Annotated in this window: 10 protein-coding genes; 1 reads left to right on the top strand and 9 read right to left on the bottom strand. The window is 70.4% G+C overall.

Features of this window, described 5'->3' with window-relative positions:
* Nucleotides 1-9: 9 nt before the first annotated feature.
* The 8 genes from KF887_06375 to KF887_06340 all read right to left on the bottom strand — a co-directional run bounded on the left by KF887_06375 (nt 10) and on the right by KF887_06340 (nt 10,425).
* Nucleotides 10-2,628, bottom strand: coding sequence for a molybdopterin-dependent oxidoreductase (locus tag KF887_06375; GenBank protein ID QYK42727.1), 2,619 nt, complete (start codon nt 2,626-2,628; stop codon nt 10-12).
* Nucleotides 2,625-2,960, bottom strand: a complete 336-nt coding sequence (gene nirD / locus KF887_06370; protein ID QYK42726.1) for a nitrite reductase small subunit NirD — start codon at nt 2,958-2,960, stop codon at nt 2,625-2,627. Before nirD ends, KF887_06375 begins: the two co-directional genes overlap by 4 nt.
* Nucleotides 2,957-5,383 carry a nitrite reductase large subunit NirB gene (gene nirB, locus KF887_06365; GenBank protein QYK42725.1) on the bottom strand — a complete coding sequence of 809 codons (2,427 nt, stop codon included), beginning with the start codon at nt 5,381-5,383 and terminating at the stop codon, nt 2,957-2,959. Before nirB ends, nirD begins: the two co-directional genes overlap by 4 nt.
* A gap of 6 nt (nt 5,384-5,389) precedes the next feature.
* Complete coding sequence (locus tag KF887_06360) at nt 5,390-6,184, bottom strand: ABC transporter ATP-binding protein (GenBank protein ID QYK42724.1); 795 nt, start codon at nt 6,182-6,184, stop codon at nt 5,390-5,392.
* Between the two features lie 14 nt (nt 6,185-6,198).
* On the bottom strand, nt 6,199-7,089 hold the full coding sequence (gene ntrB, locus KF887_06355) for a nitrate ABC transporter permease (GenBank protein ID QYK42723.1): 891 nt from the start codon (nt 7,087-7,089) through the stop codon (nt 6,199-6,201).
* Nucleotides 7,090-7,099: 10 nt separating this feature from the next.
* A complete protein-coding gene (locus KF887_06350; GenBank protein QYK42722.1) occupies nt 7,100-8,389 on the bottom strand; it encodes an ABC transporter substrate-binding protein in 1,290 nt (429 codons plus the stop codon).
* A 276-nt stretch (nt 8,390-8,665) separates the two neighbouring features.
* Nucleotides 8,666-9,844 (bottom strand): ABC transporter substrate-binding protein, encoded by a 1,179-nt coding sequence (locus tag KF887_06345; GenBank protein QYK42721.1) that lies wholly within the window; start codon nt 9,842-9,844, stop codon nt 8,666-8,668.
* Nucleotides 9,841-10,425: an ANTAR domain-containing protein gene (locus tag KF887_06340; protein QYK42720.1), complete on the bottom strand. Its 585-nt coding sequence runs from the start codon at nt 10,423-10,425 to the stop codon at nt 9,841-9,843. Before KF887_06340 ends, KF887_06345 begins: the two co-directional genes overlap by 4 nt.
* Nucleotides 10,426-10,763: 338 nt before the next feature.
* Here KF887_06340 and KF887_06335 point away from each other — a divergent pair, with 338 nt between their 5' ends.
* Entirely contained in the window at nt 10,764-11,855 is a 1,092-nt protein-coding gene (locus tag KF887_06335; GenBank protein ID QYK42719.1) for a GTP cyclohydrolase I FolE2, read from the top strand.
* 18 nt (nt 11,856-11,873) lie between these two features.
* On the opposite strand, the gene purD is transcribed toward KF887_06335, so the two are convergent.
* Complete coding sequence (gene purD, locus KF887_06330) at nt 11,874-13,139, bottom strand: phosphoribosylamine--glycine ligase (protein ID QYK42718.1); 1,266 nt, start codon at nt 13,137-13,139, stop codon at nt 11,874-11,876.
* Between the last annotated feature and the right edge of the window lie 12 nt (nt 13,140-13,151).

Genomic DNA, 13,151 nt, shown 5'->3' with positions numbered 1-13,151 from the left:
GATGCATGGTCATTCTGCGGCCTCGGCAATCGGCAGGTGGGTGGCGATCAGGGCGGCGATCTCGGGGCGGCAGGAGCCGCAGCCGGTGCCCGCGCGCAGGGCGGCGCCGACCGCATCGACGCTGCGCAGGCCCTGCCCCGCGACCGCACGGGCAATGTCATGCGCGCCGACGGCAAAGCAGGCGCAGACCTGCGGGCCGGGGTCGGGGACATCGGCGGGGGCGCGTCCGGCAAGGGCGGCGGCATCCGCCGGGCTGCCGAGAAGCGCCGCGAGATGGCTGCGCGACAGCGCCACCGGGCCGCGCGCCACGAACAGCGCGGCGGCAAGGCGGCCACGGTCCAGAAAGACCAGCCGGTGCAGGCCGCGCGCCGGGTCGCTGACGGACAGCGGCGTGCCGGTCAGGCCGAACAGCGCGCGGGCATAGGCCGGCCAGTCGGGCGGATCGCAGTCGCCCGCGAGTTCGGCCTGCATCCCCGCCGCCAGCGGCGCCCGCGCCCAGTAGGCGCAATCGGGGCGGAAGGGGGTGCGGGCGACGGCGTGGCCGAACCAGCGGGCGGCAAAGGGCCGGATCGCCACGGCGGCGGATTTCAGCGCGGGCTGGCCCGAGACCGGATCGGTAAGGCCGGGCACCACCGCGTCGATGCGGCCGGTGGGCGCGGTTTCGGCCGTCCAGTGCATCGGGGCGAAGGGATGGCCGGGGGCCACGCGGTCCGAGACCAGCACGCGCAGGATGGCGCTGCCGCCTTCGCCCGTCACCCGGGCCAGCGTGGCGGGGGACAGGCCGATGCGGGTGGCGTCGGCGGGGTGAATCTCCAGGAACGGCTCGCCCAGATGCCGGCCGAGGCGCGGCGACAGGCCGCTGCGCGTCATCGTGTGCCATTGGTCGCGGATGCGTCCGGTGTTGAGGCGGAACGGACGGTCCGGCGGCGCGGCAGGCGGCAGGCGCGGGATGACGGCCACCATGCGGGCGCGGCCGTCGGGCGTGTGGAACCGGCCATCGGCAAAGAACCGGCCGCCCTGGCGCGCCGGGCTGTCGGGCCAGCGGAAGGGTGCCATGGCGGCGTATCCCGCATCGTCGAGCGTGGCGCGGGCCGAGATATCGAAATCGGACCCGAGCGTCCCGGCGACCCCGGACAGTGCCGCATGTTCGCGGAAGATCGCGGCCGGGCCGGACCAGCCGAACCCGGCAAAGCCCATGCGGCGGGCCACCTGCGCCAGCGCCCACCAGTCGGGGCGCGCCTGGCCCGGCGGGGCGCGGAAGGCGCGCTGTCGGCTGACGGTGCGGTCGGAATTGGTGACGGTGCCGTCCTTTTCGCCCCAGGCGGCGGCGGGCAGCAGCACATCGGCCAGCCGCGCGGTATCGGTCGCGGCGGTGATGTCGCTGACCACGGTGAACGGGCATGCGGCGATGGCACGGGATACGGCATCGGCGTCGGGCATGGTGACGGCGGGATTGGTGTGGAGAATCCACAGCGCCCTGATCTGCCCGGCGGCGGCGGCGCGAAACATGTCGACCGCCTTGAGCCCGGGCCTGTCGGCGATGGCGGGGCTGCGCCAGAAGCCCTGCACGGCGGCGCGATGGGCGGGGTCTTCAAGCTCCAGATGGCATGCCAGCGTGTTGGCCAGCCCGCCGACCTCGCGCCCGCCCATGGCGTTGGGCTGGCCAGTGACGCTGAACGGGCCGGTGCCGGGCCTGCCGATGCGGCCGGTCGCCAGATGGCAGTTCAGGATCGCGTTGACCTTGTCGGTGCCGCTGTCGGACTGGTTGATGCCCTGCGACCAGAGCGTGACCACCCGTTCGGTCCCCGCCCAGAGATCGAGGAAGCGGGCGAGGTCGGCCGGGGCAAGCCCGGTCAGCGCCGGATCGGTGGCGCGGGCGGCCGACAGGGCCCCGGGCCAGCCGTCGAGACGGGCCAGGGCGGCGGGATCGGTGCGGCCGGTCGTGTGAAGATGCGCGAGGAGCGTGTTGAACAGCGCGGCGTCCGCGCCGGGGGCGATGCGCAGGTGCAGGTCGGCACCCTCGCAGGTGGCGGTGCGGCGCGGATCGACCACGACGATGCGCAGCCCCGGCCGGGCGGCACATGTGGCGGCGATGCGCTGGTGCAGCACGGGGTGGCACCAGGCGAGGTTCGACCCCACGAGCACCACGAGATCGGCCAGTTCCAGATCGTCGAACAGGCCCGGCACCGTGTCGGACCCGAACGCCCGCCGGTGGCCCGCCACGCTGGACGCCATGCAGAGGCGCGAGTTGGTGTCGATGTTGGCGGCGCCGATGAAGCCCTTCATCAGCTTGTTGGCGACGTAGTAGTCCTCGGTCAGCAATTGCCCGGACACGTAGAAGGCGACGGACCCGGGGCCGTGTTCGGCGATGGTGTCGCGGAACCGCCGGGCGACGAGGTCGAGCGCCGTGTCCCAGCCGGCGGGACGCCCGGCGATCCGGGGCGTGTCCAGCCGACCGGCGAGGCCCACCGTCTCGGCCAGGGCGGCGCCCTTGACGCAGAGCCGCCCGGCATTGGCGGGGTGGTCGGGATCGCCCCGCACCTCCACGCCCGATGGCGTGGGCGTGAGGATCACGCCGCACCCCACCCCGCAGTAGGGGCAGGTGGAGCGGACGGGCGCGGCGGTCATGCGGCGCTTTGCCGGGCAAGGCGCCCGGCGTCGAGCAGGATGCGCCCGCCCTCGGCGCGCACCGCGAAGGTGGCGACCGACCCGCTGTCGGCGCCCTGCGCCTGGCCGGTGTTCAGGTCGAACACCCAGCCGTGCAGCGGGCAGGTGACCGCCTCGCCATGGACGATGCCTTCGGACAGCGGCCCGCCCCGGTGGGGGCAGCGGTCGTCAAGCGCGAAGAGGCGGTCGTCGAGGGTGCGGAACACCGCGACGCAGCCGAATGCGGTCTTCACGACGCGGGCGCCCTGGCGCGGGATGTCGTCAAGCGCGCCGATATCGACGGGGCCGGTCATTCGGCGGCCCTCGGCGTCAGGTCGGCCAGCGGCGCCCATGCGGCGGGCACGCGGGCGTGTTCGGCCCAGGGGTCCACCTGATAGACCGACTGGCTGACCGCGAAGCGATCGCAGAGCGCGCGGCGGTTGGCCGGGTCGGCGATCTGCGCGCGGCACCAGTCGATGCCCACCTTCGCCACCCATTTGTAGATGCGGTGCAGATAGCGCGCGTTCTCGCGGTAGAGCTGGATGAAGGCGGCGATGGCCTCGACCGCCTCGGCCTCGGTGGCGACGGCGATCAGGGGTTCGGTCTCCTTCACGTCCATGCCCGCGGCACCCGCCACGCTGATCTGGTAGCCGCTGTCGACGCAGACCACGCCCACGTCCTTGCAGGTGGCCTCGGCGCAGTTGCGGGGGCAGCCCGAGACGCCGAGCTTGACCTTTGCAGGGGTCCAGGATCCCCAGAGCAGTTTTTCGAGCCTGATGCCGAGGCCCGTGGAATCCTGCGTGCCGAAGCGGCAGAATTCGCTGCCCACGCAGGTCTTTACCGTGCGCAGGCCCTTGGCATAGGCGTGGCCGCTGACCATGCCGGCGGCGTTGAGATCGGACCAGATGGCGGGCAGGTCCTCTTTCCGGACACCCAGCAGGTCGATGCGCTGGCCACCGGTGACCTTGACCATCGGCACGGCATACCTGTCGGCCGCGTCGGCGATGGCGCGCAGTTCGGCGGGCGTGGTGACGCCCCCCCACATCCGGGGCACCACGGAATAGGTGCCGTCCTTCTGGATGTTGGCGTGGTTGCGCTCGTTCACGAAGCGGCTTTGCCGGTCGTCGCGGTATTCGGTCGGCCAGTCCGCGATCAGGTAGTAGTTCAGCGCGGGGCGGCAGGATGCGCAGCCGCCGGAGGTCTTCCAGCCCAGTTCCTGCATCACCGCGGGGATGGATTTCAGGCCCATCGACTTGATCAGCCGGCGAACGTCGTCATGCGTGTGGTCGGTGCATCTGCACATGGGCGGATTGGCGTTGGCGGAAAAGCCGTCGCCAAGGGTCAGCGCCATGACCTGCTCGACAAGCCCGGTGCAGCTGCCGCAACTGGCGCTGGCCTTGGTCGTGGCGCGCACCGCATCCAGCGTCCTGGCACCGCCGTCGACGGCCTGCACGATGCGGCCCTTGCAGACGCCGTTGCAGCCACAGATCTCCGCCTCAGGCGGCAAGGCTGCAACGGCTGCCAGAGGGTCCGGCCGGGCACCTCCCTGATAGGCCGGGCCGAAGATCAGCGTGTCGCGCATCGGGCCGATGTCGGTGCCGTCCTTCATCAGGCCGAAGAACCAGGCGCCATCGGCCGTGTCGCCATACATCACCGCGCCGGTCAGGCGGTCACCGTCAAGCACCAGCCGCTTGTAGATGCCGCGCCCGGGGTCGCGGAACACGATGTCCTCGCGCCCCGGCGCATCGGCGAAATCGCCCGCGCTGAACAGGTCGACTCCGGTGACCTTGAGCCTTGTCGCGGTCTGCGCGGGCGTGAAGGCCGCGTCCTGCCCCATCAGCGTCGCGGCCAGAACCCGGGCCTGATCGTAAAGCGGGGCGACCAGGCCGAACAGCTGGCCGTCATGTTCCACGCATTCGCCAAGGGCGAAGATCGCCGGGTCCGACGTGCGCAGCCTGTCGTCGACGGTGATGCCGCGACCGACCTCCAGACGCGCGTCGGTGGCCAGCCGCACCTCGGGACGGATGCCCACGGCCATGCAGACCAGATCGGCGGCAATGACCGTGCCATCCTCCAGCAGCACCGCCTCGACGCGGTCCTTGCCCAGAATGGCCTTGGTCGCGCCCTTGCAATGCACCCGGATGCCCCGGCGTTCCAGATCCTTCTGCAGCAGGTATCCGGCGGCGGGGTCCAGCTGCCGTTCCATCAGGTGACCCATCAGGTGGATCACCGTCACCTCGGCCCCGCGCGCGGCCATGCCTGCGGCGGCCTCGAGCCCCAGGAGGCCGCCGCCGATCACCACGGCCCGGGCGCCGGGCGTGCTGGCGGCGATCATCGCGTTGGTGTCGTCAAGGTCGCGGTAGGTCACGACGCCGGGCAGGTCGCGGCCCGGGACCGGGATGATGAAGGGGGCGGAACCGGTGGCGATGACAAGTGCGTCATAGGGCACGCCCCCGGCGCCGGAACAGACCACCCGATTGGCGCGGTCGATCCGCACGACCGCCTCGCCGAAGCGGCAGTCGACGCCATGCGCCGCATACCAGCCGTCATCATGGGTGACGATCTGGTCATAGGTCTTTTCGCCCGACAGGACCGGTGACAGCATCAGCCGGTTGTAGTTGCCGCGCGGTTCCGCGTTGAACAGGGTGACATCGAAATCGCCCCCCGCGTCGAAGATGTGTTCCAGGAGGCGGCCCGAGGCCATGCCAGCCCCGACCACGACAAGCCGTTGTTTCATGGGCGCTTACTCCGCCGCTTCGACAAAGCGGTGACGTTCGTAGAGGAACCGCAGCACGGCTTCGCGGGCGCGGAGATAGTCGGGGTGGCTGGCCAGGCGGATGCGGTCGCGCGGGCGGTCCAGCGGAACCTCGAGCACCTCGCCGATGGTCGCGGCCGGGCCGTTCGTCATCATCACGATCCGGTCGGCCAGCAGAACGGCCTCATCGACATCGTGGGTGATCATGATCATCGTGTTCCCCAGCCGGGCGTGGATATCCATGACCGCGTCCTGGAGATGGGCCCGGGTCAGGGCATCGAGGGCGCCGAAGGGTTCGTCCAGCAGCAGGATCTTCGGCTCCATCGCGAGGGCGCGGGCGATGCCCACGCGCTGCCGCATCCCGCCCGAAATCTCTGCCGGGCGCTTGTCGGCGGCATGGGTCATCTGCACGAGATCCAGGTTCTGCATGATCCAGTCGTGCCGCTCGGCCCGGGTCTTCGTGGCACCGAAGACCTTGGTCACCGCCAGCCTGACGTTGGCATAGACGGTCAGCCACGGCAGCAGGCTGTGGTTCTGGAACACCACGGCGCGGTCCGGACCGGGGGCGTTGACCTCGCGCCCCTCCAGCTTGATGCCGCCGGTCGTCACCTGTGTCAGGCCCGCGATCAGGTTCAGCAGCGTGGACTTGCCACAGCCGGAATGGCCGATGATGCTGACGAATTCGCCCTTGTCGATGGTCAGGCGGATGTCGGCCAGCACCTCGGTCGTGCGGGTCCTGGTCGGGTAGGATTTGCAGACGCGGTCGATCTGAAGGTATTTCATGGCCCGTTCCTTCCCTAGCTTGCCGTGCCGCGCGACACGGCGCGGCCCAGCCAGCCCACCAGCCGGTCAAGCACGAACCCTGTGAGGCCGATGTAGACGAGCGCCACGATGATGTCGGTCAGCCGCGACGAGTTCCACGCATCCCAGATGAAGAACCCGATACCCACGCCGCCGGTCAGCATCTCGGCCGCGACAATCGCCAGCCAGGACAGGCCGACGCCGATGCGCAGCCCCGAGAAGATGTAGGGGGCGGCGGCAGGCACCATGATCTTCCAGAAGAATTCCACCTGGTTCAGCCGCAGCACGGCGGCCACGTTGCGGTAGTCCTGCGGGATGGCGCGCACCCCGGCGGCGGTGTTGATGATGATCGGCCAGATCGCCGTGATGAAGATCACGAAAATGGCGCTGGGCCGGCTGTCCATGAACGCCGCCAGGCTGATCGGCAGCCAGGCCAGCGGCGGCACGGTCCGCAGCACCTGGAAGATCGGATCGAGGCCGCGCATCAGCCAGACCGACTGCCCGATGGCGGCGCCGGTCAGCACCCCCGCCACGGCGGCAAGGCCAAAACCGTAGGCCACCCGTTCCAGCGAGGTGAGCACGCGCCAGCCCAGGCCTATGTCCTGGGACCCGTAGACGAAGAACGGGTCGAGGATAAGCTCGGCGCTCTCGGCCCATACAGCGGCGGGGGTTGGGAGACCCGAAGTTCCCCCGGAAAACGCAACCTGCCAGACCGCCAGCAGCACAAGCAGCACGGCGGCGGGGGGGACGACGTTTTCTGTCAGCAGCCGCAGCAGGGCGGAGGCTCGGGCGGGCGCGCGGCGGGGCGCGGCGGGAAGGGCCAGCACCTGACCTGCGGGTTTCGGGGCGGCGGGCGGGGTCTTGGGTTTCAGCGCGGTCACGGTCATCGCGGCACCCTCACGCCATCGCCTTGATCGACAGGCTGTCGAGATAGCCATCGGGGTTCGCCGGATCGAAGGTCTTGCCGTCGAAGAAGGTCTCGACCCCGCGGCTGTCGCCGAAACCGGCGGCCAGGCCGAGACCCCGGGCGGCGGCAAGCCAGAGGTCGGAACGGTTGGTCGCGTCGACCAGCGCCCGGGTGTCCAGATCTCCGGGGAAATAGCCCCACCGCTTGTTCTCGGTGACGAACCAGGTGTCGAGCGACTTCCACGGATACGAGGTCTCGCCTGCCGCACCCCAGAACTTCATCGCAAGGTCGGGTCGCGTCTCGACACGGCCCCGGCCATAGTTGAACTCGCCCCGGATGCGGCCGATGATGTCCTTGACCGGGACGTTGTACCACTGGCGGCGGCCGATGATCTCGGCCATCTCCTGCTTGTTCCCGGGCGCTTCGCACCAGATCTGCGCCTCCATCACCGCCATCATGATGGCAAGGGTGGCGTTCGGATGGGCATCGACCCAGTCGGCCCGCATGCCCAGCACCTTTTCGGGATGGCGCGGCCAGAGTTCGCCGGTCGTCGCGGCGGTGAAGCCGATGCCCTGGTTGACCAGCTGTTCGTTCCACGGCTCGCCCACGCAGAAGGCTTCCATGTTTCCGACCTTCATGTTGGCCACCATCTGCGGCGGCGGCACCACGATCAGGTCGACGTCCCGGGTCGGGTCGATGCCGCCCGCCGCCAGCCAGTAACGCATCCACAGGTCATGGGTGCCGCCGGGGAAGGTCATCGCCACCGGCACCTCCTGCCCGGCGGCGCGCTTGGCGGCAAAGCCCTCGCGCAGGGGCGCGGAATCGAGGCCCACGCCGGTGTCGGCCCAGGACTGCGCGACCGACAGGCCCTGGCAATCCTCGTTGAGGCTGAGCAGGGTGTACATCGGCAGCGGCTGGTTGTTCTGCATCACGCGGCCGGTGGCATAGAGATGCACCTTGGGCCGCAGGATATGGCCGCCGTCGATGCCGCCGTTCGCGGTGCCAAGCGCCATGTTGTCGCGCGTGGCGCCCCAGCTGGCCTGCTTCTCGACCACCATGTCGGGGACGCCGTGTTTCGCGAAGAACCCCTTTTCCAGCGCAATGATCAGGGGGGCGCTGTCGGTCAGCGCGATATAGCCAAGCTTGGTGCCCGACACCTCGGGCGCGGGGGTGGCGGCGAAGGCGCCGCCGGGCAGCAGGGCGCGGGCGGCGGCCACGGTGGCCAGCGTTCCGGCGGCAGAGGTCAGAAGGCCGCGGCGGGTCAGGTGCGTATGGGTCATCGGGTCTGGCTTCCTTTCGGGCGCTGCGAGGTGCGCCCCATGGGCTGGCGTGCGAAAACGAAAAGCCACCCGTGACGAAGCCCGATGCGGACCGCGCGCGTGGTGGCGTCATTGCCTGTGGGGAAGCCCGCATCTTTGCGGGCGAGATGACCGACGCGCCGTTGCGCCGTTCTGATGAAACACTGCCAGCGGCGGTGGCGTGCTGCAAGTGCAGCGTCGGATATTCGCGGATGCAGCACGAAATTGGGTCGCCCCGCGCCCGCCCTGCCGCAATTTTCAGCGCGGTTCGGACGGCGGCTCGAAGGTGCGGCCGTCGAAGAAGGCGTCGGGGTGCAGAATCATCCGTCCGGCCTCGGATGCCACCGCGTGCGGATGGGCCATCGCACCCTCGACCTTGGACGATGCGCCGGGCAGATCGGCACCGGCGGGGCGCAGGTGGTGGCGGTAGAGATCGGTGCGGAAGGTGGCCATCGCCGCGGTCATGGCGGCGCGGGGGTCAAGCCCGTGGCGCCATGCGATGCGTTCGGCAAACAGCGCGGCCTGGCTTTTCCAGGGAAAGGTCGCGGCACCGTCGTGGAAGCTGATGAAGGGAGAGGTCTGGCGCATCTCGCCCGCCGGGCTGACGACCAGCCGACCGATCAGGCCGCGCTCGGTGATCTCGGACGGCAGGTTGAGGTAGTCGGGGCGCGACAGGATTTCGGCCGCGGTGCCCCGGTTCTCGGGGTGGTCGAGCCAGCGGCCCGCGCGCCAGATCGCCCGCATCAGGCGCCCGGTGCTGTCGGGATCGCCCTCGGCCCGGTCACGCCGCATGACAAGACCCTTTTCCGGCGCCCCCGCCCAGATCGCCCGCCCCGGCAGCAGCAGCGCACCGACCCCGGTTTCCACCGCGACCGACGCCCAGGGTTCGCCCACGCAGAAGGCATCCACCTCGCCGCCGGCCATCGCCCCGGCCATCATCGGCGGGGGGACGGTGCGCACCGTGACCTCAGCCGGGTCGAACCCCGTCGCGGTCAGCCAGTGCCACACAAGTTCCGCCTGGGTCGAGAACGGGAACGGCACGCCCACACGCAGCCGCCCGCCGCAGGCCGCATGCAGCGCGGCCCCTGCCGCGCGGGGATCGGCGAAATCGAAGGGATGGCCCGCTGCGCGCATCGCCTCGGCCAGGGCACGGCTGACCGCGACGGCCTGGCCGATCTGCGACAGCACCATCAGCAGGTCGAAATCCGGCAGCGCGGGCCCCAGGCCCAGACGCTGCGCGATCGGCAGGGGGACCAGCATGTGCGCCGCGTCGATGGTGCCCGCACCCAGCTGATCCCGGCTCTGCGCCCAGGAGGTCAGGCGCAGGAGTTCCAGCGACAGCCCCTCCTCGGCCGCGAAGCCGAGTTCATGGGCCACGATGCAGGGTGCGGCGTCGGTCAGCGGCACGAAGCCCAGGCGCAGCGGCACAAGTGTCATGTCAGCAGGCCCGCCGCCATGACCAGTTGCTGCGCGATGTCGGCCACGCGGCGCTTCTGGTCCATCGCGGTCTTGCGCAACAGCGCATAGGCCGCCTCTTCGTCGATTCCGCGGGCCTTCATCAGGATTGCCTTGGCCCGGTCGATGACCTTGCGCTCTTCCAGCGCGGCGCGGGTCGCGGCCAGTTCGGCGCGCATCCGCTGGAACAGGTGGAACCGCGCGATGGCGGCATCGAGGATCGGCTTGATCCGGTCGGGGCGCAGCCCGTCCACCACATAGGCCGACACGCCCGCCTCGATCGCCGCGCGGGTCAGCGCCGCGTCCGACCGGTCGACGAACATGGCGACGGGTCGGTCAAGCGGGCCCGAGGCCAGCGCCAGTTCCTCGAGAATGTCGCGCGAGGGGTCGCCGGCGTCGATCAGCACGATGTCGGGCGCGCGCTCGCCGATGCGGCGGGCCAGCGCCGTGCCTTCCGAGATCACGAGTATGTCATGTTCGCCCGCCTCGCGCAGGCCGTCGACGATGCGCAGCGCGCGCTCGGCGTCCTTTTCCACCACGATGATCGACAGCCGTTCCTTCATCGCGGTCCCCTTGCGACAGGGCGGGAATTCCACGGTGGCGGGGCGGGGCACAGAGGGACGGGGCCACGCTGCGGCTGACGACCGGGCAAACGGGCAGCCAACGGCGCGGATTCGGGCGGCTTGCTCAATTCAGCAGCACATATGCGGCGGGCAGCCGATCGCGAAGGCCGGGGATCGGGCGCATGGCGCGGGCCCTTCCCGATGGGCCCTTTCGCCCGGCCGCCCGCGCCCCTATCTTGCCCCTGCCCGGGCCGCGCAAGTGATCCGAAGCGCGCGCGCCCGCGTATCCCTGCTGACATTGACGGCCGGAACGGCCCGAACCGGAAGGACCCCCTGCCATGAACGTTCACACCCCCGAGATCGACCGCAAGCCGTCGCGCGCCGAGGTCGAAGCCGCGCTGGCACTGATCCGGCAGTGGGCGGGCAAATCCTCGGATGCCGAGATCGCGGCGGTCGACGGCGCGGCGCTGGGCCTCGTGGGGGCGGTCGCCTATCCGGCGCTGCGGCGTGACTATCCGGCCGAGTTCCGCGCCGACGATGCCTACAAGGCGGGCCTGCCTGACCTGCAGAACGGCCCGTCCAGCCTGATCGTGGGCGCGAAGGCACCGATCCAGCATGTCGGGATCTCGAACTTCCGCCTGCCGGTCCGCTATCTGACCCGCGACGCCGGCGAGACCGTCCTGGAAACCTCGGTCACCGGCACGGTCAGCCTGGAGGCCGAGAAGAAGGGCATCAACATGAGCCGCATCATGCGGTCGTTCTATGCCCATTCGACGCGAAGCTTCAGCTTCGGTGTGATCGAGGCGGCGCTGGACGACTACATGCGCGACCTCGGGTCTTTCGACGCGCGCATCATGATGCGGCTGTCCTTCCCGATGCAGGTGACGTCGCTGCGGTCGAATCTGGTGGGCTGGCAGTATTACGACATCGCGCTGGAACTGGTCGAACGGGCGGGCGTGCGGAAGAAGATCATGCACCTCGACTTTGTCTATTCATCGACCTGCCCCTGCTCGCTGGAACTGTCGGAGCACGCCCGCATGACGCGCGGGCAACTGGCCACGCCGCATTCGCAACGGTCCGTCGCGCGGATCTCGGTCGAACTGCGCCCGGGCCGCACGCTGTGGTTCGAGGATCTGGTGGAACTGGCGCGCGCGGGCGTGCCGACCGAGACGCAGGTGATGGTCAAGCGCGAGGATGAACAGGCCTTCGCCGAACTGAACGCCGCCAACCCGATCTTTGTCGAGGATGCGGCGCGGTCGTTCTGCAAGGCGCTGGAAGGCGACGCGCGGATCGGCGATTTCCGCGTGGTCGCCAGCCACCAGGAAAGCCTGCATTCCCATGACGCCGTCAGCCTGCTGACGCGGGGCGAGACCTTTGCCGCCGAAAGCCTTGATCCGCGGCTGTTCCAGTCGCTCGTCAAGGCGGGCTGACCGGTCGTCGCGCGCCGCCTAGAGCGCGCGCCAGCCGATGTCGCTGCGGCAGAACCCGTCAGGCCAGTCGATCCCCTCGACCAGGGCATAGGCCCGCGCGCGGGCCTCGGCCAGCGTGGCGCCCCGCCCCGTCGCGTTCAGCACCCGGCCGCCGGCAGCCACCACATGCCCCTCGGTGTCGCGGGCGGTGCCTGCGTGGAACACGGTCTGGAAACCGTTGTCGGGCAGCGTCGCCAGGCCCCGGATCACCGTTCCCCTGGCATGTGCGCCGGGATAGCCCCGGGCGGCCATCACCACCGTCAGCGCGTGGTCGTCGGCATAGGTCACCCGCGCCTCGGCCAACCGTCCCTCGGCGCAGGCCAGGATCAGGTCAAGCGCCTGCGCACCCAGCCGCATCATCAGCACCTGCGCCTCGGGGTCGCCGAAGCGGGCGTTGTATTCGACCAGCCGCGCCCTGCCCCGCTCGATCATCAGACCGGCGTAGAGAACGCCCTGATAGGGCATGCCGCGCCGCGCCATCTCGGCCAGGGTGGGGCGGATGATCAGGTCCATCGCCTGCGCCTGCAGGTCAGAGGTCAGCACCGGGGCGGGCGAATAGGCGCCCATGCCGCCGGTGTTCGGCCCCTCGTCGCCGTCGAAGGCGCGCTTGTGGTCCTGCGCGGTGCCCAGCGGCAGGGCCGTCTCGCCGTCGCAGAGGACGAAGAAGCTTGCCTCCTCGCCCGGCATGAATTCCTCGATCACCACCTCGGCGCCCGCCGTGCCAAGACTGCCGCCCAGCATGTCGGTGACGGCCGCGCGCGCCGCCTCCGGCGTCATCGCGACCACGACACCCTTGCCCGCGGCAAGACCGTCGGCCTTCACCACCACCGGCGCCCCGGTCCGCTCCAGATGCGCCAGCGCCGACGCCGGATCGGCGAAGCGTGCCCAGGCGGCGGTGGGCGCGCCGCAGGCATCGCAGATTTCCTTGGTGAAGGCTTTCGATGCCTCAAGCTGCGCCGCCATCGCCGAGGGGCCGAACGTGGCGACGCCCGCCGCGCGGGTGGCGTCTGCCACGCCTGCGGCCAGCGGCGCCTCGGGGCCCACGATCACCAGGTCAATCGCCTCGGCCGCCGCGAACTCGACCACGGCGCGCGCGTCGAGGATGTCGAGCGCCGCGCATTCGGCAATCTCGGCGATGCCCGCGTTGCCCGGGGCCACGATCAGCCGGTCGCATTTCGGGTTCTGCTTGACCGCCCAGGCCAGCGCATGCTCGCGCCCGCCACCACCGAGAATGAGGATGTTCATGCGCGCCCCCGC

The organism is Paracoccaceae bacterium, from assembly GCA_019454225.1.
GTDB lineage: Bacteria > Pseudomonadota > Alphaproteobacteria > Rhodobacterales > Rhodobacteraceae.
The sequence above is the reverse complement of the archived record's forward strand: the minus strand, read 5'-3'. Positions and strand labels throughout refer to the sequence as shown.